Source organism: Sphingomonas sp. DMC8 (genome assembly GCF_056314185.1).
Map to the genome: position 1 here is coordinate 567598 of NZ_JBQUYV010000001.1, position 24527 is coordinate 592124.

33 protein-coding genes and 1 riboswitch are annotated in these 24527 nt (G+C 65.5%); of the genes, 26 read left to right on the forward strand and 7 right to left on the reverse strand.

Annotation, left to right across the window (positions count from 1 at the left end):
- The first annotated feature begins 74 nt into the window (after positions 1 to 74).
- Positions 75 to 1727 carry an alkaline phosphatase family protein gene (locus ACT53K_RS02745; protein WP_476226998.1) on the forward strand — a complete coding sequence of 551 codons (1653 nt, stop codon included), beginning with the start codon at positions 75 to 77 and terminating at the stop codon, positions 1725 to 1727.
- Positions 1728 to 1779: 52 nt separating this feature from the next.
- Here the strand turns inward: ACT53K_RS02745 and ACT53K_RS02750 are convergent, their stop codons facing one another.
- From ACT53K_RS02750 to ACT53K_RS02775, 6 genes are all read right to left on the reverse strand, one after another.
- The gene (locus ACT53K_RS02750) at positions 1780 to 2715 is read right to left on the reverse strand and encodes a right-handed parallel beta-helix repeat-containing protein (protein ID WP_476226999.1); all 936 of its coding nucleotides are present in this window, start codon (positions 2713 to 2715) and stop codon (positions 1780 to 1782) included.
- 83 nt (positions 2716 to 2798) lie between these two features.
- On the reverse strand, positions 2799 to 3575 hold the full coding sequence (locus tag ACT53K_RS02755; protein ID WP_476227000.1) for an enoyl-CoA hydratase: 777 nt from the start codon (positions 3573 to 3575) through the stop codon (positions 2799 to 2801).
- Positions 3576 to 3856: 281 nt separating this feature from the next.
- The gene (locus ACT53K_RS02760; RefSeq protein ID WP_476227001.1) at positions 3857 to 4636 is read right to left on the reverse strand and encodes an ABC transporter ATP-binding protein; all 780 of its coding nucleotides are present in this window, start codon (positions 4634 to 4636) and stop codon (positions 3857 to 3859) included.
- On the reverse strand, positions 4627 to 5598 hold the full coding sequence (locus tag ACT53K_RS02765; protein WP_476227002.1) for a FecCD family ABC transporter permease: 972 nt from the start codon (positions 5596 to 5598) through the stop codon (positions 4627 to 4629). Before ACT53K_RS02765 ends, ACT53K_RS02760 begins: the two co-directional genes overlap by 10 nt.
- Positions 5599 to 5797: 199 nt before the next feature.
- Positions 5798 to 6628, reverse strand: a complete 831-nt coding sequence (locus ACT53K_RS02770; protein ID WP_476227003.1) for an ABC transporter substrate-binding protein — start codon at positions 6626 to 6628, stop codon at positions 5798 to 5800.
- A complete protein-coding gene (locus ACT53K_RS02775; protein WP_476227004.1) occupies positions 6628 to 8499 on the reverse strand; it encodes a TonB-dependent receptor plug domain-containing protein in 1872 nt (623 codons plus the stop codon). Before ACT53K_RS02775 ends, ACT53K_RS02770 begins: the two co-directional genes overlap by 1 nt.
- Before the next feature lie 114 nt (positions 8500 to 8613).
- Positions 8614 to 8807, reverse strand: a riboswitch (cobalamin riboswitch).
- Between the two features lie 180 nt (positions 8808 to 8987).
- Between ACT53K_RS02775 and ACT53K_RS02780 the strand changes: the two genes are divergently transcribed.
- A complete protein-coding gene (locus ACT53K_RS02780; RefSeq protein ID WP_476227005.1) occupies positions 8988 to 9611 on the forward strand; it encodes a DUF4142 domain-containing protein in 624 nt (207 codons plus the stop codon).
- 25 nt (positions 9612 to 9636) lie between these two features.
- Here the strand turns inward: ACT53K_RS02780 and ACT53K_RS02785 are convergent, their stop codons facing one another.
- Entirely contained in the window at positions 9637 to 10071 is a 435-nt protein-coding gene (locus ACT53K_RS02785; protein WP_476227006.1) for a bactofilin family protein, read from the reverse strand.
- A 301-nt stretch (positions 10072 to 10372) separates the two neighbouring features.
- Here ACT53K_RS02785 and rpsL point away from each other — a divergent pair, with 301 nt between their 5' ends.
- The 24 genes from rpsL (at position 10373) to rpmD (ending at position 24417) form a co-directional block, all read left to right on the forward strand.
- Complete coding sequence (rpsL, locus tag ACT53K_RS02790; protein WP_019831557.1) at positions 10373 to 10744, forward strand: 30S ribosomal protein S12; 372 nt, start codon at positions 10373 to 10375, stop codon at positions 10742 to 10744.
- A gap of 63 nt (positions 10745 to 10807) precedes the next feature.
- Positions 10808 to 11278: a 30S ribosomal protein S7 gene (gene rpsG / locus ACT53K_RS02795; protein ID WP_476227007.1), complete on the forward strand. Its 471-nt coding sequence runs from the start codon at positions 10808 to 10810 to the stop codon at positions 11276 to 11278.
- 66 nt (positions 11279 to 11344) lie between these two features.
- Positions 11345 to 13438 carry an elongation factor G gene (gene fusA / locus ACT53K_RS02800; RefSeq protein WP_476227008.1) on the forward strand — a complete coding sequence of 698 codons (2094 nt, stop codon included), beginning with the start codon at positions 11345 to 11347 and terminating at the stop codon, positions 13436 to 13438.
- A gap of 79 nt (positions 13439 to 13517) precedes the next feature.
- A complete protein-coding gene (tuf, locus tag ACT53K_RS02805; RefSeq protein WP_476227009.1) occupies positions 13518 to 14711 on the forward strand; it encodes an elongation factor Tu in 1194 nt (397 codons plus the stop codon).
- Positions 14712 to 14973: 262 nt separating this feature from the next.
- Positions 14974 to 15285 carry a 30S ribosomal protein S10 gene (rpsJ, locus tag ACT53K_RS02810; protein WP_029936463.1) on the forward strand — a complete coding sequence of 104 codons (312 nt, stop codon included), beginning with the start codon at positions 14974 to 14976 and terminating at the stop codon, positions 15283 to 15285.
- Between the two features lie 360 nt (positions 15286 to 15645).
- A complete protein-coding gene (gene rplC, locus ACT53K_RS02815; RefSeq protein WP_476227010.1) occupies positions 15646 to 16395 on the forward strand; it encodes a 50S ribosomal protein L3 in 750 nt (249 codons plus the stop codon).
- On the forward strand, positions 16396 to 17022 hold the full coding sequence (rplD, locus tag ACT53K_RS02820) for a 50S ribosomal protein L4 (RefSeq protein ID WP_476227011.1): 627 nt from the start codon (positions 16396 to 16398) through the stop codon (positions 17020 to 17022).
- A complete protein-coding gene (locus ACT53K_RS02825) occupies positions 17015 to 17326 on the forward strand; it encodes a 50S ribosomal protein L23 (RefSeq protein WP_476227012.1) in 312 nt (103 codons plus the stop codon). Before rplD ends, ACT53K_RS02825 begins: the two co-directional genes overlap by 8 nt.
- Positions 17327 to 17330: 4 nt before the next feature.
- Positions 17331 to 18182, forward strand: a complete 852-nt coding sequence (gene rplB / locus ACT53K_RS02830; protein ID WP_476227013.1) for a 50S ribosomal protein L2 — start codon at positions 17331 to 17333, stop codon at positions 18180 to 18182.
- Between the two features lie 3 nt (positions 18183 to 18185).
- Complete coding sequence (rpsS, locus tag ACT53K_RS02835) at positions 18186 to 18464, forward strand: 30S ribosomal protein S19 (RefSeq protein ID WP_476227014.1); 279 nt, start codon at positions 18186 to 18188, stop codon at positions 18462 to 18464.
- Positions 18464 to 18841 carry a 50S ribosomal protein L22 gene (gene rplV / locus ACT53K_RS02840; RefSeq protein ID WP_476227015.1) on the forward strand — a complete coding sequence of 126 codons (378 nt, stop codon included), beginning with the start codon at positions 18464 to 18466 and terminating at the stop codon, positions 18839 to 18841. Before rpsS ends, rplV begins: the two co-directional genes overlap by 1 nt.
- Positions 18841 to 19551: a 30S ribosomal protein S3 gene (gene rpsC, locus ACT53K_RS02845; RefSeq protein WP_476227016.1), complete on the forward strand. Its 711-nt coding sequence runs from the start codon at positions 18841 to 18843 to the stop codon at positions 19549 to 19551. Before rplV ends, rpsC begins: the two co-directional genes overlap by 1 nt.
- Before the next feature lie 16 nt (positions 19552 to 19567).
- Complete coding sequence (gene rplP / locus ACT53K_RS02850; RefSeq protein ID WP_476227017.1) at positions 19568 to 19999, forward strand: 50S ribosomal protein L16; 432 nt, start codon at positions 19568 to 19570, stop codon at positions 19997 to 19999.
- Between the two features lie 5 nt (positions 20000 to 20004).
- Complete coding sequence (rpmC, locus tag ACT53K_RS02855) at positions 20005 to 20208, forward strand: 50S ribosomal protein L29 (RefSeq protein WP_476227018.1); 204 nt, start codon at positions 20005 to 20007, stop codon at positions 20206 to 20208.
- Positions 20209 to 20221: 13 nt separating this feature from the next.
- Positions 20222 to 20488 (forward strand): 30S ribosomal protein S17, encoded by a 267-nt coding sequence (rpsQ, locus tag ACT53K_RS02860; protein WP_010545729.1) that lies wholly within the window; start codon positions 20222 to 20224, stop codon positions 20486 to 20488.
- A 142-nt stretch (positions 20489 to 20630) separates the two neighbouring features.
- Positions 20631 to 20999, forward strand: coding sequence for a 50S ribosomal protein L14 (rplN, locus tag ACT53K_RS02865; protein WP_019369682.1), 369 nt, complete (start codon positions 20631 to 20633; stop codon positions 20997 to 20999).
- Positions 20999 to 21316: a 50S ribosomal protein L24 gene (rplX, locus tag ACT53K_RS02870; RefSeq protein WP_476227019.1), complete on the forward strand. Its 318-nt coding sequence runs from the start codon at positions 20999 to 21001 to the stop codon at positions 21314 to 21316. The genes rplN and rplX overlap by 1 nt, the downstream gene beginning before the upstream one ends.
- Positions 21309 to 21890: a 50S ribosomal protein L5 gene (gene rplE / locus ACT53K_RS02875; protein WP_476227020.1), complete on the forward strand. Its 582-nt coding sequence runs from the start codon at positions 21309 to 21311 to the stop codon at positions 21888 to 21890. The genes rplX and rplE overlap by 8 nt, the downstream gene beginning before the upstream one ends.
- A gap of 19 nt (positions 21891 to 21909) precedes the next feature.
- Positions 21910 to 22215: a 30S ribosomal protein S14 gene (gene rpsN, locus ACT53K_RS02880; protein WP_010545733.1), complete on the forward strand. Its 306-nt coding sequence runs from the start codon at positions 21910 to 21912 to the stop codon at positions 22213 to 22215.
- Between the two features lie 12 nt (positions 22216 to 22227).
- The gene (rpsH, locus tag ACT53K_RS02885; RefSeq protein ID WP_476227021.1) at positions 22228 to 22623 is read left to right on the forward strand and encodes a 30S ribosomal protein S8; all 396 of its coding nucleotides are present in this window, start codon (positions 22228 to 22230) and stop codon (positions 22621 to 22623) included.
- Positions 22623 to 23156, forward strand: a complete 534-nt coding sequence (gene rplF / locus ACT53K_RS02890; protein ID WP_476227022.1) for a 50S ribosomal protein L6 — start codon at positions 22623 to 22625, stop codon at positions 23154 to 23156. Before rpsH ends, rplF begins: the two co-directional genes overlap by 1 nt.
- Positions 23156 to 23515 (forward strand): 50S ribosomal protein L18, encoded by a 360-nt coding sequence (gene rplR, locus ACT53K_RS02895; protein WP_029623362.1) that lies wholly within the window; start codon positions 23156 to 23158, stop codon positions 23513 to 23515. The genes rplF and rplR overlap by 1 nt, the downstream gene beginning before the upstream one ends.
- 2 nt (positions 23516 to 23517) lie before the next feature.
- Positions 23518 to 24231 (forward strand): 30S ribosomal protein S5, encoded by a 714-nt coding sequence (rpsE, locus tag ACT53K_RS02900; protein WP_476227024.1) that lies wholly within the window; start codon positions 23518 to 23520, stop codon positions 24229 to 24231.
- 6 nt (positions 24232 to 24237) lie between these two features.
- Complete coding sequence (gene rpmD, locus ACT53K_RS02905) at positions 24238 to 24417, forward strand: 50S ribosomal protein L30 (protein WP_010545738.1); 180 nt, start codon at positions 24238 to 24240, stop codon at positions 24415 to 24417.
- Positions 24418 to 24527 lie beyond the last annotated feature (110 nt).

Below are 24527 nucleotides of genomic sequence, written 5' to 3' on the forward strand. Positions count from 1 at the left end.
CGTCCTTGCCCAGTTCGCTGCGATCGACAATAGCTGGGTGCCCTTTTCTCCTCCCTTGCCTGGAGCTGGCCCTGATGAAATTGCTTCCCTCGCTCGCCGCCGCTCTTGCGCTGGCCGCCGCGACCCCGCTCGCCGCGCAGACGGCGGTGCCCGCACCTGTCGCACCCGCCGCGCCCGCGACTCCGCCGAAGTTGGTGGTGGTGATTTCGGTCGACCAGTTTTCCGCCGACCTGTTCGCCGAATATCGCGCGCAGTTCACCGGCGGCTTCGCCCGGCTGATGACCGGCGCGGTGTTCCCCTCGGGCTATCAGAGCCACGCCGCGACCGAGACCTGCCCCGGCCATTCGACGATCCTGAGCGGCGACCACCCCTCGCGCACCGGCATCATCGCCAATGACTGGACCGACTTCGCCGCGCCGCGCGCCGACAAGACGGTCTATTGCGCCGAGGACGAGAGCGTTCCGGGCACCGATTCGAACCACTACACCGTGTCGGACAAGCATCTGAAGGTGCCGACGCTGGGCGAGTGGATGAAGGCGGCGGATCCGGCCTCGCGCGTCGTTTCGGTGGCGGGCAAGGACCGTGCGGCCGTGATGATGGGCGGCCACAAGGTCGACGAGCTGTGGTGGTGGAACGGCAAGGCCTTCGTCTCCTATGCCGGCCGCACCGCACCCGATGCGGTCAACCGGATCAACGCCGCCACCGCCGCGCGCATCGCCGAGGCGCAGGAGCCGCTGGAACTGCCCGCCTTCTGCCAGGCACGCAGCCGCGCCATTCCGGTAAGCGCGACCAAGTCGGTCGGCGACGGCCGCTTCGCGCGCGCTGCTGGCGACGCCAAGGCGTTCCGCATCTCTCCTGATTTCGACGATGCCGTGCTCGCGCTGGGCGCCAAGCTGGCGACCGACATGAAGCTGGGCCAGCAGGGGCATACCGACCTGCTGATCCTCGGCGCCTCGGCCACCGACTATGTCGGCCATACCTATGGCACCGAGGGCAGCGAGATGTGCCTGCAACTGCTGTCGCTCGACCAGACGCTGGGCCGGCTGTTCGAGGCGCTGGACCGCACCGGTGTCGACTATCAGGTGGTGCTGACCGCCGACCATGGCGGTCACGACCTGCCCGAGCGCAACCGCGAGCATGCCGCGCCGATGGCGCAGCGGATCACCGCTGACGCAACCGTCACCAATATCGGTCGCGACCTTGCCGCGCGGCTGGGCCTGACCGGCACGGTGCTGGTCGGCGGACCGGGCGGCGACGTCTATGTCTCCCCCACGGTGCCGCAGGCGAAGCGTGCGGCGGTGCTGGCCGAGGCGGTGAAGCTGTATTCGGCCAATCCGCAGGTCCAGGCGGTGTTCACCCGCGCGCAGATCGAAGCGACGCCGATCGCGCATACGCCGCCCGAGACCTGGACGCTGATCGAGCGCGCGCGCGCATCGTATAATCCCGAGCATTCGGGCGATCTGGTGGTAGCGCTGAAGCCGCGCGTGACGCCGATCCTCGACCCCTCGGTCGGCAATGTCGCGACGCATGGCAGCTTCTGGGACTATGACCGCCGCGTGCCGATCCTGTTCTGGCGCAAGGGCATGACCGGCTTCGAACAGCCGCTGTCGGTGGAGACGGTCGACATCGCCCCGACGCTCGCCGCGCTGATCAAGGTGCCGGTGCCAGTGGCAATCGACGGGCGCTGCCTCGATCTGGATGCGGGTGCGGGGGATAGCTGCAAGTAGGTCCGCTCACATTCCCCTCCCGCAAGCGGGAGGGGAATGTGAGCGGAAGCGACTATCGCTTCTCGAACGCCCGCATGCCGGTCAGCCGGTTGTTTTCCACCACGATCGGCTGCCCCGAAAGATCGGCGACGAACGCCGGATTGGTCGGCGCACCCGGTGCCAGGCTGGCGGTGTTGCCCTCGACGCGCAGCCCGGCGACGGGATAGGTCCGCGCCTCGGTCGCGACGACGATCAGGCCCGAGCTGTTTTCCTTGCCCTTGCCCTGCACGAAGACATTGTCGGCGATAAGCCCGGTGCCGCCTTCGCACAGGTCGATCATATAGTTGGTCTTGCGCCCGGCGCTGTCGTCGAAGCTGTTGCCGGTGATCGCCACGCGGCGCGCGCGCAGCTTCACATAATGGCCGCCGGTGCCGCGCTCGAAGCGGCTGCGCGTGATCGTCACCAGTCCGTCGACCGCCAGATACACCGAATGCGAGCAGTTCGGCGCCTCGTCGCACTGGCCGAGGCCGGCAAAGGTCGTGTGGTCGATGGTGATGGCGTGTACGGTCGGGTGGCCGCCGCCCAATATGCCTTCCTGGCTGTCGAGGAACATTGCGTTGGTGACCGTCAGGTCGCCCATTTCGATGCGGATGCCGGCGCCATTGCCGTCGCGCACCCGAAAGCCGCGAAAGATGATGCCGTCGACGGCCGATCCGCGCCCGCGCAGGACGAAGGCGGCCTTGTCCTCGCACACCGTGTTCTCGAAGATCACGGTGCCGGGCTTCACTGCCTTGAAGCTGATCTGGCCGCCGGCCTGGACGGTGCATTGGTGATAGGTGCCGGGCGCGATCAGGATCGTCGCCTTGCCGTCGCGCACTGATTGCACCGCGGCGTCGAGGGTCTGGAAGCCCTGGCCGGTCTCGGCGATGGTGAAGGGGGCAGACGGCGCTTGCTGCGCCACGGCAGGCGCGGCGAGCAGCGGGGCGGCGAGCAGGATCGGCAGGCGCATGGCCGGGAGACTAGCCGCGCGCGGTTAAGATTTTGCCGCCCCCCTCCCGCGCGGGTGAGGGGGGGGAAAGCGTCAGCGGCCGGTTACTTGCCCGTCCAGTTGCCGGGGCGCTTCTCGATGAACGCGGTCATGCCTTCCTTCTGGTCCTCGGTGCCGAACAGCGCGTGGAACAGGCGGCGCTCGAAATGCACGCCCTGGGCCAGGCTGGTCTCGAACGCGGCGTTGACCATTTCCTTGTTGGCCTTCACCGCCAGCGGCGGCATCGCGGCGATGGCGGCGGCGGTCTTCACCGCTTCCTCGACCAGATCGGCGGCGGGGACAATGCGGCTGACCAGCCCGGCGCGCTCGGCTTCTTCGGCGTCCATCATGCGGCCGGTAAGGCACATTTCCATCGCCTTGGCCTTGCCCACGGCGCGTGTGAGCCGCTGCGATCCGCCCATGCCGGGGGAGACGCCCAGCTTGATCTCCGGCTGGCCGAACTTCGCGGTGTCGGCGGCGAGGATGAAGTCGCACATCATCGCCACTTCGCAGCCCCCGCCCAGCGCATAGCCGGCCACCGCCGCGATGATCGGCTTGCGGGTGCGGGTGAAGGCATCCCAGCCGGCAAAGAAGTCGTGCCCGTACATGTCGGCAAAGCCCTGCGCCTGCATCTCCTTGATGTCGGCGCCGGCGGCGAACGCCTTTTCGCTGCCGGTCAGCACCGCACAGCCCTGCGAAGCGTCTGCATCATAGGCGCGCGTCGCATCGAGCAGTTCGGCGAGCACCTGGCTGTTGAGCGCATTGAGCGCCTTGGGCCGGTTGAGCGTGACCAGCGTGACGGCACCGCGCTGCTCGACCAGAATCGTTTCGTAAGACGGCATCGTGCTTCTCCCGGATCTTTGCCGGCCTCATGCCGCTTCCTGCGACGGATGCGAAGAGGGCGAGGCGAATTAGTTAGAGTTACGCGGCACTCCCCTCACTGAAAGGGAGGGGGCGGGGGTGGGTGTGCGCGTCTGCGCGCTCGGAAAAATCTTCGCGTGCTGACAGCGAGCCCCGCCGCCTTACGGCGGCGGACCCACCCCCAGCCCCTCCCTGCGAGCAGGGAGGGGAGGGATAGAGGCTTGTGCGATTGCGCTGCGCTGGCGGGGGAGGATCGGTGGCGCTACCCCCGCGTCCGCCCCACCGGCACCGGCAGCAGCCGGCCGTCTGCGCCCTGCACCATCATCACTTCGACTCCGAACGCGTCGCGCAGCGGGCCGTGTGTCAGCGCTTCGCCGGCGGGGCCGAAGGCGATGCGGTTGCCGTCGCGGAGCAGCAGCACGCGGTCGGCGGCGCGGGCGGCCTGCACCAGATCGTGCAGCACGATCACCACGCCGATGCCCTCCGCCGCCAGCGCGCGCAGCCGGTCGAGCAGGTCGAGCTGGTGGACCGGGTCGAGGCTGGCGAGCGGCTCGTCCACCAGCAGCCATTGCGGCTGGCCGGCCAGCACGCGCGCAAGCAACACGCGGGCGCGTTCGCCGCCGGAAAGCTGCGTCACCGGGCGATCGGCAAGATCGCGCGTGCCGGTCGCCTCCATTGCAGAGTCGATTGCGGCGCGGTCCTCGGCGGACAGCCCGGCAAAGGGCGCGCGGTGGGGAAGGCGCCCCAGCGCCACCAGATCGGCGACGCGCACGTCCCAGTGGACGGTCGCGTCCTGCGGTAGATAGCCGATCCGCCGCGCCCGCTCGCGCGGCTCATAGCGGTCGAGCGACTGGTCGCCCAGCGTCACCTGTCCCGCATCGGGCGCGATCAGCCCGGCCAGCGTGCGCACCAGCGTCGATTTGCCCGATCCGTTCGGCCCGAGCATCGCCGTAACCTCCCCCGGCACCAGCGTCGCATCGAGGCGGTGGAGCACCCGGCGCTTGCCCAGGCTGACGCATAGGCTGGTGATGCTCAGTTCCATGGCGACCGCCGCAATTTGAGGAGCAGGGCAAAGAAGAAGGGCGTGCCGATCAGCGCCATCGCCACGCCCAGCCGGATCTCGCCGGGGCCGGGCGCCAGCCGGACGAGACTGTCGGCGGCGAGCACCAGCGCCGCGCCGCCCAGCGCGCTCGGCAGCAGCAGTGCCGAGGGGCGGGCGCCGACAAAGGGGCGCAGCAGATGCGGCACGATCAGCCCGACGAACCCGACCACCCCGGTCACCGCCACGCTGGCGCCCACGGCAAGGCCGGTGCCAAGCACGACGAGCAGTTGCGTCCGCTCCAGCCGCATCCCCATCGACCGCGCGGCGCCTTCGCCCAGCGTCAGCGCATCCAGCGCGCGGCCGGTGAGGAACAGGAGCGCGCAACCGGCAGCGATGAAGGGCAGGGCAAGCTGCACCTCCGAATAGGTGCGATCGGTGAGCGCGCCCATGATCCAGTCGAGAATCTCGGCAGTGGCATAGGGGTTGGGCGAGATCGAGATCAGAAAGGCCGTAAGCGCGCCGGCGAGGCTGGAGAGCACGCTGCCCGCCAGAATGAAGGCGACCGGACTTTCCGCCCGCCACGCAAGCCCCGCCAGCAACAGCATCGACGCACAGCCCGCCGCCATCGCGCAGGCGAACAGCACCAGCGGCGCCGCGGTCGACAGGAAGACAATCGCGGCTACCGCACCCAGCGCGGCGCTGGCGGAGACGCCGACGATCGCCGGATCGGCCAGCGGGTTGCGCAGAAATCCCTGCAGCACCGCGCCGGACAGTCCCAGCGCTGCCCCGATCGCCAGCCCGAGCACCGCGCGCGGCAGGCGCAGCTCGGCGATGATCCACCAGCGCGGATCGTGGCTGAACCAGGCATCGAACGGCACCCACAGCTTGCCGGCCGCGAGCGAGCCGGCGAACAGCAGGGCGGTGAGCAGGGCGAGGGTGAGGGTCAGGGTGGTGCGGGTCATTGGGGCCGCCTTGGTTTGTGCGCGATCGAAGCGCTGCGCCGGCTTCGGCAAGCGCTCCCCTCCCGCTTGCGGGAGGGGCTGGGGGAGGGGGAGGCCAGAGGCCACGGATCGAAACGGCATTTCGCTTCTTCCACGTCGGTCCCTCCCCTGACCCCTCCCGCAAGCGGGAGGGGAATTGCGCTGGACAGGTTGGCCATTCTCACCGCACCCCCCGGCGAATTTCCGTCAGCCGCGCCATCGCCGCTACGATCACCGGACCGCCGCAATTGACCAGCGGGCGGGGGAATACCGCCTGCGTCACGGGCAGGCCGGTCTCCGCGATCACCCGCTTGCGCAGGCCGGCGGCGCGCGAATCGCTGTCGTGGCCGGCGCCTTCCGGGGCCATCATCACACGCGGCGGATCGGCGATCACGCGCTCCATCGGCAGGTGGCCGGTGTGCTGCAGGCCATAATGCGCCGCCTGATTGGAAAAGCCGGCATGCGTCATCATGTCATCGAGCAAGGTCTTGCCGCCGCTGACGAGATTGCCGCCGATCCACAGCAGGGCGGGGGCAGGGGCCTCGTTCCAGCGGGCCGCCGTGACGGCGGCGTCGATCCGGGCATTGAGCGCGGCGCCTCTGGCCGGCGCCCCGACCGCCTCGGCCAGCTCGGTCACTTGCGCCTGGCTGGCTGCTATGGTGGCCGGCATGTTGATATAGAGCGTCTTCAGATGCGCGCGGGCAAAGGCCTCGCGCGTTGAAGGCGGGGTGAAGCTGCTGGCGATCACCAGATCGGGCCGCAGCGCGATCACTTCTTCCGCCGTGCCGTTATTGGCGCGGAACTTCCGTGCGACCTCCAGCGGCATCGACGTCGAATCGGCGCGCATCGAATAATGGCTGAGCGCGGCGATGCGGGCGGGCGGCACCAGTTCCACCAGCATCGCATCGGCGCACGGGTTCATCGACACGATGCCCCCGCCGCCCTGCGGACCGGGCGGGGGCGCCGCGCAACTCGCGGCCATCAGGCAGACGAGCAGCGCGGCGCTTCGCATCAGTTGAACCGCAACCGGATGCCGCCATACGCAGCGCGGCCCAGCGTGCCATAGCCGGTGATCGTCTGATAGCGTTCGTCGGTCAGGTTCTCGACCCGGCCATAGACCGACAGCAGGCGATTGACCGGCATTTCGGCGCGGATGCTGGCCAGCGCATAGCCGTCGATCCGCGTCTTGTTGCCCGCATCGTTGAAGCTGTCACCCACCATCGTCACCGTGCCACCGATCGAAAGCCCGAACGGGAAGCGGTAATCGGCCGAAACGCTGCCGGTGTCACGCGGGCGGCGCGGCAGATCCTTGCCCAGCGTGCTGCCGCTCAGGCTCTGCGCATAGACATGGGTGAAGCTGCCGCGCACCGTGAAGGCCGCGACCGGGTGCAGCACCGCTTCCAGCTCCACGCCCTCGGCGCGGGTGTTGCCGATGTTGTAATAGCTCGAGGTGACGAAGTTATAGTCGATCTGGTTGTCGGCATCGCGGTGGAACCAGGTGAAGCCGATCGCGACCTGATTGCCGGCGATCGACTGGCGGATGCCCGCTTCATAGCTTTTGGCGGTTTCCGGCTTCAGGGCCGCATTCCCATAGGCGCTGTAAAGCTGATAGAGTGTCGGAGCCTTGAAGCCTTCGCCATAGCTGACATGGAGCAGCGTGTCGGGGGTGGCGCGCACCGCCAGATCGGTGTTCCAGGTCCAGTGATTGCCGAACGTGTCGTGGTCGTCGTTGCGCACGCCCGCCGTCACCGTCACCGGCGCCACCGGCGTCACGATCGCCTGGCCATAGACGCTGGTGATGCCGACCGACCTGGCCGTGGTGCCCGGGCCGCCATCGCTGAAGCGGATGCGGCTGTCTTCATGTTCGGCACCGAACACGAGGCGCAATTGATCGAGCAACTGTGCGTCGCCCTGATAGAGGTAGCGCTCGGCGCGGCCGCGATAGGCATATTCCAGCGTCGGCGTCGCGGCGGGATCATAGCTGTCGCGGGTAATGTTCGAATAGGTGAAACCCAGCCGGTTGTGGAGCTTGCCGCCGAACAGGTCGCCCTTCAGCCCCGCATAGCCGTAGAACTCGCGCGTCTTGGCATATTCGCCGGTGTCACCGAACGCATAGGTGGGCGGGGCATAGCCGTCGAGATCCACCTTGCTGTCGGCATAATAGCCGCGAAGGTCGAGCGACAGGCCCTCGACCAGCTTGACCTGAACATTGCCGGTCGCGCCGAACTGGCGATAGCCATCGGCCTCCTTGCCATTGGCGGCGGCGGAAATACCGTCGGTGGTAGTATAGCCGGCGGTCAGCCCGGCGGTGATGCGGTCATTGCCGCCGGCGAGTGCGGCATTGCCGCTGAACGTGCCATAGCTGCCGCCTTCGGCATTGGCGCGGGCTTTCAGGCCTTCGCTGCCCTGCAGCGTGGTGACGTTGACGACGCCGCCGATCGCCTGGCTGCCCCAGATCACCGAATTGGGGCCGCGCAGCACCTCCACCCGCTCGATCGAGCCGGCGAGCAGGCTGCCGAAATTATAGGCGCCGCCGGTCGAGGAAGGGTCGTTCACGCGAATGCCGTCGATCAGCACCAGCGTCTGTTCGCTCTGCGCGCCGCGGATGTTCACATTCGTCTGCGTGCCCATGCCGCCATTGCGGTTGACGGTGACGCCGGGCGTGGTGGCCAGCAGGTCCGACAGCACCAGCGTCTGGCGCTGCTCGATTTCGGCGCGGTCAATGATGGTGACCGAACGGCCGACCTGGTCGATCGGCTGGGTAACGCCACTGGCGACGACGACGACTTCGTTGTCCGGCTTGGTGGAATCGTCCTGCTGGGCATGGGCCGCGAACGGCGCCAGCAGGGCACCGGTCGCGCAAAGGAAGTTCAGGTAACGCATTGCTTCAAGACACCTCGAAACGGGCCCGCCCCGGGGACCGGGACACGCCGCTAGTTTGGTGTCGCTCACGCGGGGATTTCAGCCCCGTTCGCCCGGTACACCCCGCCCGCGCAAAGGAATCGACTGTGGCGGGCAGGTCTCCTGGCTTCCGGGTCATCGCCTGAGCACGCCGCCTTCCCGGAACAGGTCCAGTGGCTGTGTGGCGTGCAGGCTCGCCGGCTACAGTTGCGGGGGCAGCTTCGGACTTGCGGACCGAATTCCCTTTTCATCCCCCGGCCAAGGGGGACACCCGTCACGCGCCGGCGTGTAGCGGCAAGCGGCGGGGCGGGGCAAGTCCCGCCCGAAAGACTAACCTGCATCAGTATTCCCTCCCTTTTCTCCAAGTCGTTTCGCCGGAGCGGCAAAGTTTCGGGGCGATCTGAGGGCGTTGCGGAACGGCGATACCGCCCGCGCGTTCAATCGCGCCAAGGAAACAGGAGGATGCGCTCATGAAGAAATCGTTGTTGATCCTTGGCGTCTTGCCGGTCGCCGCCCTTGCCGCCTGCCACAATGGCGGCGAACGTGCCGACAACGGCATGGCAGCGGGCAACACCGACAATATGGTCACCAGCATGCCCGCCGACGAAAATGTCAGCGGCATGGATGCGAATGCGATGAACGGCATGGCCGGCAACGAAACCGCCGCCGCGCCGATGTCGGGCCAGAAATTCGTCAACACCATGGCCGCCAGCGACGCCTATGAAATCGCAGCCGGGCAGCTTGCCGAACAGAATGCGACGGACAGCAAGCTGAAGGATTTCGGCAAGGAGATGGTGAAGGACCATAACGACTCGACCGAAAAGCTGCGGAAGGCATCGGGCAAGGCGACCCCGCCGCTCACACCCGACCCGACGATGACTGCCGAGCAAAAGGCCAATCTGGCAACGCTGCGCTCGGCGACGGGTGCCGATTTCGACTCGGCCTATCGCTCGCAGCAGGTGAAGGCGCACGAGCAGGCGCTGGCGGTGTTGCGCAGCTATGCTCAGGGCGGCGACGTGCCGGCGCTGCGCGACTTCGCCGATTCGACCGCCAAGGTGGTGGCCGATCATCTCGACAAAATTCGCGGCCAGTAAGGCCCCGCAGGGCGAAGCGGCGGCGTCAGGCCGCCGCTTCGCTCGCAATCTGTAGCGGCACCGGCGCGGCGGCCGGGGCGCCGGGCTGGAGATGCTTCAGCCGGCCATCGACATGGCCACCCTGTTCGATGGTGATCGTCTCATATTCGACATCGCCGACGATTCGCGCGGAGCGTTCGACCGTAAGCTGGCGGACATGCACCGATCCTTCGATGCTGCCGGCGATGCGGGCCGTGTCTGCGCGCACGCTGCCGAAAATCTGGCTTTCGGCGCCCTGCGCCAGCGTGCCGCAATCGACATCGCCCTCAATGCGCCCGTCGACATGCAGATCGGCCGTGGCGGTGAGGTTGCCGGTGATGACGATATCGGCGCCGATCACCGAAAACATGCCGCGCTTGCCATTGGCCGGTGCGGCCGGTGCCGCCTGACGTTCCTCGCGACCGCGATTGCCGTTGAACATGCCTGATCCCCAACCCTTGATCCGAATCCCGCAGGGGCGTTAGCACAGCGCAAGGCCCGCTACAGCCTCCGTGAATCCCCGAGATGGGGCGGGGTGGAAGTGGTTGACCGCAACCGGGCACATCGGTATAGGCGCGCCGTTCCACGTGGGCTGGTCTTCAAAGGTGCCATCCCGCTTTGGAATAAGAGCTGAACGTTGCTGGAGACGCAATCGCCCGGGGGGCAAGAATGCCGCCGGGGCTTTTTCGTATTCTGTCCAACAGGGCTCCAGCAAAGTAACCACTTGAAAGGTGAAGGGCTTCATGCCGACGATTAACCAGCTGGTCCGCAAGGGCCGCGAACCGCAGAAGGCCAAGTCGAAGGTCCCTGCGATGGAACAGAACCCGCAGAAGCGCGGCGTCTGCACCCGTGTCTACACCACCACCCCGAAGAAGCCGAACTCGGCGCTCCGCAAGGTTGCCAAGGTTCGCCTGACCAACCAGCGCGAAGTCATCAGCTACATTCCGGGTGAAGGCCACAACCTGCAGGAGCACTCGGTTGTGCTCATCCGCGGCGGCCGTGTGCGCGACCTTCCCGGCGTGCGCTACCACGTCCTGCGCGGCGTGCTCGATACCCAGGGTGTCAAGGACCGCAAGCAGAGCCGTTCGAAGTACGGCGCGAAGCGTCCGAAGTAATCAGGCCATAGTAAGCCCCGGACGGGTTCCGGATCGGCTGAAGTTCAGAAGGAATTAAGTGAGATGGCACGTCGTCGTCGTCCCGAGAAGCGGGAAATCCTGCCCGATCCCGTTTATGGGGATCAGGTTCTGTCGAAGTTCATGAATTCGGTCATGCTGGACGGCAAGAAGGCCGTTGCAGAAGCGATCGTCTATGGTGCCCTGGAAACCATCGAGCAGCGCGCCAAGCGCGAGCCGATCGGCGTGTTCCACGACGCCCTGAACAATGTGAAGCCGGGCATCGAGGTCCGCAGCCGCCGCGTCGGTGGTGCGACCTACCAGGTTCCGGTCGAAGTCCGTCCGGAGCGTGCCCAGGCGCTGGCGATCCGCTGGCTGATCGCCTCGGCCCGCAACCGCAGCGAGCACACCATGGCTGCCCGTCTTTCGGGTGAGCTGATGGATGCGGCGAACAACCGCGGCAACGCGGTGAAGAAGCGCGAAGACACGCACCGCATGGCGGAAGCGAACCGCGCCTTCAGCCACTACCGCTGGTAATTTTCTTACCTACATATTGGGGAGCTGGACGGTCCGGCTCCCCAAAACTTCAAGGAAACCACGATCATGGCCCGCAGCCATCCGCTCGAGCGTTACCGCAATATCGGCATCATGGCGCATATCGACGCCGGCAAGACGACCACGACCGAGCGCATCCTCTATTACACCGGCAAGTCCTACAAGATCGGCGAAGTGCATGAAGGCACCGCGACGATGGACTGGATGGAGCAGGAGCAGGAGCGCGGGATCACGATCACGTCTGCTGCCACCACCTGCTTCTGGCGCGCCGAAGAAGGCAAGGGCGAAGAGCACCGGATCAACATCATCGACACCCCCGGCCACGTCGACTTCACCATCGAAGTCGAGCGTTCGCTGCGCGTGCTCGACGGTGCGGTTGCGTGCTTCGACGGCGTTGCCGGCGTGGAGCCGCAGTCGGAAACCGTGTGGCGCCAGGCTGAAAAATATCGCGTGCCGCGCATGTGCTTCGTCAACAAGCTCGACCGTACCGGCGCGAGCTTCGAGCGCTGCGTCGACATGATCAAGGACCGCCTGGGCGCCCGCCCGGCCGTTCTGTACCTGCCGATCGGCATCGAGGGCGGCTTCAAGGGCCTGGTCGACCTGGTCGAGAACCGCGCGATCATCTGGCTCGAAGAGTCGCTGGGCGCGAAGTTCGAATATCAGGCGATCCCGGACGATCTCGCCGACGCCGCTGCCACTGCGCGTGCCGAGCTGATCGAAATGGCGGTCGAGCAGGACGACGAAGTCATGGAGGCGTATCTGGAGGGCAACGAGCCCGACGTCGCCACCCTGAAGGCGCTGATCCGCAAGGGCACGCTGAACTTCGCGTTCGTGCCGGTGCTGTGCGGTTCGGCGTTCAAGAACAAGGGCGTGCAGCCCCTGCTCGACGCCGTGGTCGACTATCTGCCGAGCCCGCTGGACATTCCGGCGGTCGAAGGCGTCAAGCTCGACGGCGAAACCAAGGACACCCGTCCGGCCGACGACAAGGCGCCCTTCTCGGCGCTGGCGTTCAAGATCATGAACGACCCGTTCGTGGGCTCGCTCACCTTCGCGCGCATCTATTCGGGCACGCTGTCCAAGGGCACGTACCTGAACTCGGTGAAGGACAAGAAGGAAAAGATCGGCCGTATGCTCCTCATGCACGCGAACTCGCGTGAGGACATCGACGAGGCATTTGCGGGCGACATCGTCGCCATCGCAGGTCTGAAGGAAACGACGACCGGCGATACGCTGTGCGATCCGGCGAACCCGATCATCCTCGAGCGGATGGAATTCCCCGAGCCGGTGATCGAGCTGTCGGTGGAACCGAAGACCAAGGCCGACCAGGAAAAGATGGGCATCGCGCTCAACCGCCTGGCTGCCGAGGATCCTTCGTTCCGCGTTTCGACCGACCACGAATCGGGCCAGACGATCATCAAGGGGATGGGCGAACTCCACCTCGAGATTCTCGTCGACCGCATGAAGCGTGAGTTCAAGGTCGAGGCGAATGTCGGCGCGCCGCAGGTGGCCTATCGCGAATATCTCGCGAAGAAGGTCGATATCGACTACACCCACAAGAAGCAGTCGGGCGGCTCGGGCCAGTTCGGCCGCGTGAAGGTGACCGTGGTACCCGGCGAGCGTGGCTCGGGCTTCCAGTTCTTCGACGAGATCAAGGGCGGCAACATCCCGCGCGAATATATCCCGTCGGTGGAAAAGGGCTTCCGCGAAACCGCCGAAACCGGTTCGCTGATCGGCTTCCCGATCATCGACTTCGAAGTCCATCTGACGGACGGCGCCTACCACGACGTCGACTCGTCGGCGCTGGCATTCGAAATCTGCGCCCGCGGCGCGATGCGTGAAGTGGCCCAAAAGGCCGGCATCAAGCTGCTCGAGCCGATCATGAAGGTCGAAGTCGTCACCCCGGAAGACTATCTGGGCGACGTCATCGGCGACATGAACAGCCGTCGTGGCCAGATCCAGGGCACCGACACGCGCGGTAATGCCCAGGCGGTTACGGCGATGGTGCCGCTGGCGAACATGTTCGGCTATGTGAACCAGCTCCGCTCGTTCACCCAGGGCCGTGCGCAGTACACCATGCAGTTCTCGCATTATGACGAAGTGCCCGCCAACGTCGCCGAAGAAGTGAAGGCGAAGCTGGCGTAATCGGAAATCAACCGCTATGGGGCCGCGTTCTCGCGAGTCCCATGGCGGCACGGGAAATTGAATCAGAAGGTAGGAAACAATGGCGAAGGCAAAGTTCGATCGGAGCAAACCGCACCTCAACATCGGCACCATCGGTCACGTCGACCATGGCAAGACGTCGCTGACGGCTGCGATCACCAAGATCCTCGCGGAGAACGTCGCGGGTAACGCTGCGGTCGATTTCGCGAACATCGACAAGGCGCCGGAAGAGCGTGAGCGCGGCATCACCATCTCGACCGCACACGTCGAGTATGAGACCAACAGCCGTCACTATGCGCACGTCGACTGCCCGGGTCACGCCGACTATGTGAAGAACATGATCACCGGCGCGGCGCAGATGGACGGCGCGATCCTGGTGGTGGCCGCGACCGACGGTCCGATGCCGCAGACCAAGGAGCACATCCTGCTCGCCCGTCAGGTCGGCGTGCCGACCATGGTCGTGTTCCTCAACAAGTGCGACCTGGTCGACGACGAGGAAATCCTCGAGCTGGTCGAAATGGAAATCCGTGAAGAGCTCTCCAAGCGTGAGTTCGACGGCGACAACATTCCGATCATCCGTGGTTCGGCTACCGCCGCGCTGAACGGCACCGACGAGAAGCTGGGCAAGGACGCGATCCTGGCGCTCATGGCTGCTGTCGACGAATCGATCCCCGAGCCGGATCGTCCGCTCGACAAGCCGTTCATGATGCCGATCGAAGACGTGTTCTCGATCTCGGGTCGCGGCACCGTGGTGACCGGCCGTGTCGAAACCGGCATCATCAAGGTTGGTGAAGAAGTCGAGATCGTCGGCATTCACGACACCCGCAAGACCACCGTCACGGGCGTCGAAATGTTCCGCAAGCTGCTCGACCAGGGCCAGGCCGGCGACAACGTCGGTGCGCTGCTGCGCGGCGTCGCTCGCGACGAAGTGGAGCGTGGTCAGGTTCTGGCGAAGCCGGGCTCGATCAAGCCGCACACCGAGTTCAAGTCGGAAGTGTACGTCCTGTCGAAGGACGAGGGCGGCCGTCACACGCCGTTCTTCGCGAACTATCGTCCGCAGTTCTACTTCCGTACCACGGACGTGACCGGCACTGTCGAGCTGCCCGAGGGCACCGAAATGGTGATGCCGGGCGACAACATCTCGCTGGGCGTCAAGCTGATCGCCCCGATCGCGATGGACGTCGGCCAGCGCTTCACCATCCGTGAAGGCGGTCGTACCGTCGGCGCGGGCGTGGTTGCCTCGATCGACAAGTAAGAACGGCGCCGGCCCCGGCCGGCTCGTTTGGAAAACAACCGCCCGGCACCCAAAAAAATGGGTGTCGGGCGGTTGCCTTTTTATGGGAGTGCCTGTACGGCGCGCCCTTCGGTTTTGAGTTCAACACAGCAAGAGGCGGCCGTTCAGCCGCCGTCCCGGTTTACCGGGTCCGCCAGTCGCCCTTAGGGGCAGGGCAGGGGCCGGTAGCTTCGCCAGGATGGTGGCAGGGTGCGCAGCCCCGCTCTTTCGCATCGGTAGGACCATGGAAACGCAGAATATCCGCATTCGCCTGAAGGCGTTCGATCACCGTGTGCTCGACCAGGCGACCGGCGACATTGCCGACACCGCGCGCCGCACCGGCGCCCTGATCCGTGGCCCCATCCCGCTTCCGACGAAGATCGAGAAGTTCACCGTCAACCGCGGCCCGCACATCGACAAGAAGTCGCGCGAGCAGTTCGAAGTGCGCACCTACAAGCGCATGCTCGACATCGTGCAGCCGACCCCGCAGACCGTTGACGCGCTGATGAAGCTCGACCTCGCCGCCGGTGTCGACGTCGAGATCAAGCTGGCCTGAGCCAGTGTCCGCCCCCGCGCTTCGCGGGGGCTTTTGGCGTTCACCCTTTAAAAGGTGGACAGGGAAGCGAAGCTGACGTAAAGGCGCCGCTTCCATGAGATTCGCGACCCCTTTTTTGGAGTCGCCATCCTCCTCGACCGGATCGTTCCCCGATCCAACGTAAGGAGCGCTGGGCCGGAATGGCCCGCATCGACAAGGGATACCGCCGGGCGCCTTCGGGTGGCCGGGCCTGCGTCCCCCGTCTCTCCTGCCGCAAGGTGGGGGTTCAGCCCGGACGGGGGCTTCGCAGTATTTTTTCGGGTTGAGCACGCACCCGCGGGAATGGTCCCGGGGGTGCCTCTGTATAGGAGCAACAGGCCGATGCGCACTGGCGTTATCGCGAAGAAGATGGGGATGACCCGCCTGTTCCAGGACGACGGCCGGCACGTGCCGGTGACCGTTCTGGCGCTGGAGGGTGTCCAGGTGGTCGCGCAGCGTACCACCGAACGGGACGGCTATGTGGCCGTTCAGGTCGGCGCCGGCACGGCGAAGGCCAAGAACGTCGCCAAGCCGCAGCGCGGCCACTTCGGCAAGGCTGAAGTCGAGCCGAAGGCAGTCCTCTGCGAATTCCGCGTCGAGGAAGATGGTCTGCTGGACGTGGGCGCCGAGATTTCGGCTGACCATTTCGTCGCGGGCCAGCTCGTCGACGTGTCGGGCCGTACCCAGGGTAAGGGTTTCGCCGGCGCCATGAAGCGTTGGGGCTTCGGCGGTCTGCGCGCTACCCACGGTGTTTCGGTCAGCCACCGTTCGCACGGTTCGACCGGTAACCGCCAGGATCCGGGCCGCGTCTTCAAGAACAAGAAGATGGCCGGCCACATGGGCGACCGCAACCGCACCCAGCAGAATCTGGAAGTGGTCGGCACCGATGCCGAGCGCGGCCTGATCTTCGTCAAGGGTTCGGTCCCGGGCTCGAAGGGCGGCTGGCTGATCGTGAAGGACGCCGTCAAGGTCGCCCGTCACGCCGATGCGCCGTACCCCGCCGGTCTGAAGACCGTCGCGAACAGCAACGAGGCTCCCGCCGAAGCGCCCGCAGTGGCGGCTCCGGAAGCCACCGAAGGCCAGGAGGGCTAAGTGAAGGTCAAGGTTCAAACCCTCGACGCCGCCGAGAAGGGCGATATCGAGCTCAACGACGAGATCTTCGGTCTCGATCCGCGCGCCGACATCCTGCACCGCGTCGTCACCTGGCAGCTCGAGAAGCGTCGCGGCACTGCCCGTGGCACCCGCGAGCGTTCCGACGTTGCGCGTTCGGGCAAGAAGTGGGGCCGCCAGAAGGGCGGTGGTACCGCTCGTCACGGCGATCGCCGCGCGCCGGTGTTCATCGGCGGTGGTAAGGCGCACGGTGCTCGTGTTCGCGACTTCAACCCCTCGCTGAACAAGAAGATCCGCGCGCTGGGCCTGAAGATGGCATTGTCGAGCCACGCCAAGGCTGGTTCGCTGATCGTCATGGACAGCCTGGTCGTCGAAAACGGCAAGACCAAGGTGCTTGCGAGCAACCTGGAAAAGCTGGGCTTCGGCAAGAAGGCGCTGGTGATCGACGGCGACACCGTCGAGACCACCTTCGCGCTGGCCGCAGGCAACCTGCACCAGGTCGACGTGCTGCCGGCGATCGGTGCCAACGTCTATGACATCCTGAAGAGCGACACGCTGGTCCTGACCCGCGCTGCCGTCGAGAAGCTGGAGGCGCGCTTCAATGGCTAAGCAGTCCAAGCCGGTCGACAACCGTCACTATGACGTGATCGTCGCCCCGCACATCACCGAAAAGTCGACGCTCGTCTCCGAAGCGAACGCAGTCGTGTTCAAGGTCGCCAATGACGCGACCAAGCCGGAGATCAAGGCTGCCGTCGAGGCGCTGTTCAACGTCAAGGTCACCGGCGTGAACACCCTCGTCCAGAAGGGCAAGACCAAGAAGTGGAAGGGCGCGCCCTACCGCCGCTCCGACATCAAGAAAGCGATCGTGACGCTCGCCGAAGGCGATCAGATCGACGTGACGACGGGAATCTGAGACCATGGCGCTCAAGAACTATAATCCGACGTCGCCTGGCGTCCGCGGGCTGATCCTGATCGACCGCTCGCAGCTCTACAAGGGTCGCCCCGTAAAGGCGCTGACCGAGGGCAAGACCAAGACGGGCGGCCGTAACAACAAGGGCCATGTCACTTCGCGTGGCATCGGCGGCGGTCACAAGCAGCGCTATCGCGTCGTCGATTTCAAGCGCCGCCTGTGGGACGTCGAAGGCACCGTCGAGCGGATCGAGTATGACCCGAACCGCACCGCCTTCATCGCGCTCGTCAACTATGGCGCGGGCGAAGACGGCAAGGATCGTCTGGCCTACATCATCGCTCCGCAGCGCCTCGGCGTTGGCGACAAGGTGATCGCGGGCAAGAAGACCGACGTGAAGCCGGGCAACGCCATGGAGCTGGGTCAGATGCCGGTCGGCACCATCGTCCACAATGTGGAGATGAAGCCGGGCAAGGGCGGCCAGATCGCCCGTTCGGCCGGTGCTTATGTCCAGGTCGTCGGTCGTGACCGCGGCATGGTGATCGTGCGCCTGAGCTCGGGCGAGCAGCGCTACATCCACGCCAGCTGCATGGCGACCGTGGGTGCGGTGTCGAACCCCGACAACCAGAACCAGAACTTCGGCAAGGCCGGTCGCAGCCGCTGGCAGGGCAAGCGTCCGCTTACCCGCGGCGTCGCCAAGAACCCGGTCGACCACCCGCACGGCGGTGGTGAAGGCCGTACCTCGGGCGGCCGTCACCCGGTCACCCCGTGGGGCAAGCCGACCAAGGGTGCGCGCACCCGCCACAACAAGGCGACGGACAAGATGATTATCCGTTCGCGTCACGCGAAGAAGAAGGGCTGATAGATGGCTCGCTCCGTATGGAAGGGTCCGTTCGTGGACCTGCACCTTCTCAAGAAGGCTGAAGCCGCTCAGGAACAGGGCACCCGCGCCGGTCCGATCAAGACCTGGTCGCGCCGCTCGACGATCCTGCCGCAGTTCGTCGGCCTGACGTTCAACGTGTACAACGGCCGCAAGTTCGTGCCGGTGTCGGTCAACGAGGACATGGTGGGCATGAAGCTCGGCGAGTTCGCGCCGACCCGCTTCTTCCCCGGCCACGCCGCCGACAAGAAGGGTAAGCGCTAATGAGCAAGCAGGCAGCCCCCCGTAAGGTCGGCGACAAGGAAGCCCTTGCCGTCGCCACCCAGATCCGTGGTTCGGCCCAGAAGCTGAACCTGGTTGCTGGCCTGATCCGCGGCCGTTCGGCGGCCGAGGCGATGAACATCCTCGCTTTCTCGAAGAAGGCGATGGCGGTTGACGCCCGCAAGGTGCTGGCTTCGGCCATCGCCAACGCCGAGAACAACCACAATCTCGACGTCGACGCACTCGTCGTCGCCGAGGCTTCGGTTGGCAAGTCGATCACGATGAAGCGCTTCGCGACGCGCGGCCGTGGCAAGTCCACCCGCATCCTGAAGCCGTTCAGCCGTCTGCGCATCGTCGTGCGCGAGCAGGAAGAAGCATAATGGGTCAGAAGAGCAATCCCATCGGTCTGCGCCTGCAGATCAACCGCACCTGGGACAGCCGCTGGTTCGCGGAAGGCCATGACTATGGCCGTCTGCTGCTGGAGGATCTCAAGATCCGCAAGTACATCGTCGAGACGCTGCCGCAGGCCGCGATTTCGAAGGTGGTGATCGAGCGTCCGGCCAAGCTGTGCCGCATTTCGATCTTCGCGGCCCGCCCCGGTGTCATCATCGGCAAGAAGGGCGCGGACATCGAGAAGCTGCGCAAGACGCTCGGCGCGATGACCTCGTCCGACGTTTCGCTGAACATCGTCGAAATCCGCAAGCCGGAAGTCGATGCGAAGCTCGTTGCGCAGGGCGTTGCCGACCAGCTGGAGCGCCGTATCGCGTTCCGTCGTGCGATGAAGCGTGCGGTGCAGTCGGCTCTCCGTCTGGGCGCCGAAGGCATTCGTATCACCTGCGCCGGCCGTCTGGGCGGCGCGGAAATCGCCCGCACCGAATGGTATCGCGAAGGCCGCGTTCCGCTGCACACGCTGCGTGCGAACGTCGACTATGCCGAGGCCGAAGCCCACACCGCCTACGGCGTGTGCGGCGTGAAGGTCTGGATCTTCAAGGGCGAAATCCTGGGTCACGACCCGATGGCGCAGGACCGGCTGAACCTCGAGGCGCAGACCTCGGGCGTGCGCCCGTCGCGCGACGATCATCGCCGCTAAGGACTAGGACAGAACCATGCTGCAACCGAAGCGCACCAAGTTCCGCAAGGCCTTCAAGGGCCGCATCCATGGCGACGCCAAGGGTGGCACCGCGCTCAACTTCGGCGCCTATGGCCTGAAGGCGATGGAGCCGGAGCGGATCACCGCCCGCCAGATCGAAGCGGCTCGCCGCGCGATCACGCGCCACATCAAGCGTCAGGGCCGTTTGTGGATCCGCATCTTCCCGGACGTTCCCGTTTCGTCGAAGCCGGCCGAAGTCCGCATGGGCTCGGGTAAGGGTTCGCCGGAATTCTGGGTGGCCCGCGTCAAGCCCGGCCGCATCCTGTTCGAACTGGACGGCGTTCCCGGCCAGCTCGCTGCGGAAGCGTTCGAGCGCGCTGCGATGAAGCTGCCGATCAAGACCAAGGTCGTCGCTCGCCTCGGCGACACGTCGCACCTGGAGGGCTGATAGAAATGACCAAGGCAACCGACCTTCGGGCGAACACCGACGACCAGCTCGCAGAGCAGCTGGGCAACCTGAAGCGCGAGCAGTTCAACCTGCGCTTCCAGGCCGCCACCAGCCAGCTCGAGAAGTCGAGCCGCGTGCGTGAAGTGCGTCGCGACATCGCCCGTATCAAGACGCTGCAGAACGAGCGCTCGCGCTCGGCTGCGAAGTAAGAGGACCGAGACCATGCCGAAGCGCGTGCTGACCGGGAACATCGTCTCGGACAAGGGCGACAAGACCGTGGTGGTTCTGGTGGAGCGTAAGGTGAAGCACCCGCTCTACGGGAAGATCATCCGTCGCTCGAAGAAGTACCACGCCCATGACGAGGCGAACGAGTACAAGGCCGGCGAGACCGTGCGCATCGAAGAGACTGCGCCGATCTCCAAGCTGAAGACCTGGAAGGTGATCGGGCGGGTTGATACCCACGCGACGCCGAACACGGTCGACGCATAATCGTCATCTCGGCTCTTGCCGAGAACTCAAGTTGCGGTCATAGGCCGCCGCTTTGGTGCCCCGGCCGGCAGGCCGGGGTGACGCATTAGAAACGGAACCACCGGGCGCGTCCCGGCAGGCCAAACGAGAAGGAACCGGATCGATGATCCAGATGCAGTCCAATCTCGACGTCGCTGACAACAGCGGCGCGAAGCGGGTGCAGTGCATCAAGGTGCTGGGCGGGTCGAAGCGTCGCTTCGCCGGCGTGGGCGACGTTATCGTCGTCAGCATCAAGGAAGCCGCTCCCCGCGGCAAGGTGAAGAAGGGCGACGTGCACCGCGCGGTGATCGTCCGTACGGCGAAGGACATCCGTCGCGCCGACGGTTCGGTGATCCGTTTCGACGGCAACGCCGCTGTGCTGGTCAACAAGAACGAGGAGCCGATCGGCACCCGTATCTTTGGCCCGGTGGTCCGCGAGCTTCGCTCGAAGGGCTTCATGAAGATCATTTCGCTCGCCCCCGAGGTGCTGTGATGGCTGCTGCCAAGATCAAGAAGGGCGACCAGGTCATCGTCCTGTCCGGCAAGGACAAGGGCAAGACCGGTGAAGTCGTCAAGTCGCTGCCGAAGGACGACAAGGTCGTCGTCGCCGGCGTGAACATCGCCGTGCGCCACAAGAAGCCGACCCAGGGCGATCCCCAGGGCGGTCTGGTGCGGACCGAAGCGCCGCTGCATGTCTCGAAGGTCGCGCACGTGACCGCCGACGGCAAGGCCACCCGCGTCCGCTTTGAAACCCGCGACGGCAAGAAGGTTCGCGTCGCCGTCAAGACCGGGGAGGTCATCAATGGCTGACAAGTACGTCCCCCGCCTGCGCAAGCTCTATGACGAGCAGATCGCAAAGGCGATGACCGAGAAGTTCGGCTACAAGAACGTCATGGAAGTTCCGCGCATCGAAAAGATCGTGCTGAACATGGGCGTTGGCGAAGCCACCCAGGACAAGAAGAAGGTCGAGCAGGCCGCTTCTGAAATGGAACTGATCGCGGGGCAAAAGCCCGTCGTCACCAAGGCGAAGAAGTCGATCGCGCAGTTCAAGCTGCGTGAAGGCATGCCGATCGGCGCGAAGGTCACCCTTCGCCGCGAGCGCATGTACGAATTCCTCGACCGTTTCATCACGATCGCGCTTCCGCGCGTCCGCGACTTTCGCGGTCTGAACCCGAAGTCGTTCGACGGCCGTGGCAACTATGCCTGCGGCCTGAAGGAACAGCTCGTGTTCCCGGAAATCAACTATGACCGCATCGACAAGGTGCGCGGCATGGACGTGATCGTCACCACCACCGCGAAGACCGACGAGGAAGCCCGTGAGCTGCTCCGTCTCTTCGGCTTCCCCTTCACGGGGCAGCAGGCCGATCAGGCCAAGGCAGCGTAAGGGAAAGAGAACTTAAGTCATGGCGAAACTGAGTTCGATCAACAAGAACGAGCGTCGCAAGCAGCTGGTGAAGAAGTACGCCGGCAAGTATGCGAAGCTGAAGGCAATTGCGAATGACGAGAGCCTGGATGAGACCGAGCGTCTTATCGCTCGTCTCAAGATGGCCGAGATTCCCCGCAACGGGAACCCGACCCGCATTCGCAACCGGTGCGAGCTGACGGGCCGTCCCCGCGCTTATTACCGCAAGTTCCGTCTCGCACGTGTCATGCTGCGCGATCTGGCCAACAAGGGCCTGATCCCGGGTGTCACGAAGTCGAGCTGGTAAAGGACACGCAAGATGGCAGTGACCGATCCCCTGGGTGATATGCTCACCCGCATCCGCAACGGCCAGCGTGCGCGCAAGGACAGCGTCCTGACGCCCGCGTCGAAGCTGCGTGCCCGCGTTCTCGACGTGCTCCAGCGCGAGGGCTATATCCGTGGTTACAGCGAAGAGCAGATGGGCCCCGCGGCCGGCATCCGCATCGAGCTGAAGTATTTCGAGGGCCAGCCGGCGATCAAGCACGTCGCGCGCATCTCGAAGCCGGGCCGCCGCATCTATTCGGGCGCGCAGGAACTTCCGCGCGTTCGCAACGGCCTGGGCATCACGATCGTCTCGACGCCTCGCGGCGTTCTGTCCGACGCCGAAGCGCGCGAACAGAATGTCGGCGGCGAAGTGCTGGCGGAGGTGTTCTGATGAGCCGCATCGGCAAAAAGCCGGTTACCGTCCCTGCGGGCGTGACCGCGAACATCGACGGCGGGCAGATCTCGGTGAAGGGGCCCAAGGGCACCCTCACCATGCCGCTCGCGGATGACATCAAGTACGAGATGGTCGAAGGCGGCATTTCGGTGCAGCCGGCGAACGACACCAAGCGCGCCCGTGCCTTCTGGGGCATGCAGCGTACGCTGGTGCAGAACCTCGTCACCGGCGTGACCACCGGCTTCTCGAAGAAGCTGCTGATCACCGGCGTGGGCTACCGCGCCGCTGCCCAGGGCAAGGTGCTGAAGCTGCAGCTCGGCTATTCGCACGACGTCAATTTCGACATCCCGGAAGGGATCGAGATCAAGACGCCGGATCAGACCACGGTCGAGATCTCGGGCATCGACAAGCAGAAGGTCGGCCAGGTGGCCGCGGAAATCCGCCGTTGGCGCAAGCCGGAGCCCTATAAGGGCAAGGGCATCAAGTACGATGGCGAATTCATCTTCCGCAAGGAAGGGAAGAAGAAGTGATCAGCACCAAGGGTCTTTCGCTTTTCGAAAAGCGTCGTCGCCGCAACCGCACTGCGCTTCGTGCGCGTGCCGGTGGCCGTCCTCGTCTGTCGATCCATCGCTCGGGCAAGCACATCTATGCCCAGGTGATCGACGACGCCGCAGGTCGCACCGTCGCCTCTGCCTCCACGCTCGAAAAGGACGTGCGCGGCCAGACCGGCGCCACGATCGCCGCGGCACAGGAAGTGGGCAAGCGCGTTGCCGAGGCCGCCAAGGCCGCCGGCATCACCCAGGTCGTCTTCGACCGCGGTGGCTTCCTCTACCATGGTCGCGTCAAGGCGCTGGCGGAAGCCGCGCGTGAGAGCGGATTGGAGTTCTAAAGATGGCCGACGAAATCAACACGACCGAAGCTCCGGTCGAGGCGCAGGACGCCGGCCAGGAGCAGGGCAATCGCGGTGGCCGTGGCGGCCGCGGTGGCCGTGGCGGCGGTGAGCGCGGCGAGCGTGGTGGACGGGGCCGTGACGGCCGCGGCCGTCGCGACGACCGCCGCAACGCCGAGGAACAGGGCGAGGAGCTCATCGAGAAGCTCGTCCACATCAACCGCGTCTCGAAGACGGTGAAGGGTGGTAAGCGCTTCGGCTTCGCCGCACTCGTCGTCGTCGGCGACGGCAAGGGCCGTGTCGGCTTCGGCCATGGCAAGGCGCGCGAAGTGCCGGAAGCCATTTCGAAGGCGACCGCTTCGGCCAAGAAGGCGATGGTTCGCGTTCCGCTGAAGGAAGGCCGCACGCTGCACCATGACGGCAACGGGCATTTCGGCGCAGGCCGCGTGACCGTCCGTTCGGCACCGCAGGGTACCGGCATCATCGCCGGCGGCCCGATGCGCGCGATCTTCGAATCGCTGGGCGTTGCCGATGTGGTGACCAAGTCGGTCGGCACCTCGAACCCCTACAACATGATCCGCGCCACGTTCGAGGCACTGGGTGAGCAGACTTCGCCGAAGTCGGTCGCACAGCGTCGTGGCAAGAAGATCGCCGACCTGCTCGGCCGCGGTGGTTCGCAGACCGCCGAGGCGGACGCAGCGGCCGTCACGGAGTAATCGATCATGGCGAAGATCAAGATCAAGCAGATCGGTTCGCCGATCCGCCGCACCAAGGATCAGCGCGCAACGCTGATCGGCCTTGGCCTCAACAAGATGCACAAGGTCTCGGAGCTCGAGGACACCCCCGAGGTCCGCGGCATGATCCGCAAGCTGCCGCACATGGTGGAAGTGATCGAGGGCTAAGGCCTTCGGTTCGCTTGAACCGGCGCGAAACACGAAAGGGGCGGTGGGCAACCACCGCCCTTTTTCGTTTTTGGAGCAAGTAGGGATTGGAAGAGGGCTAGCGCCCGATT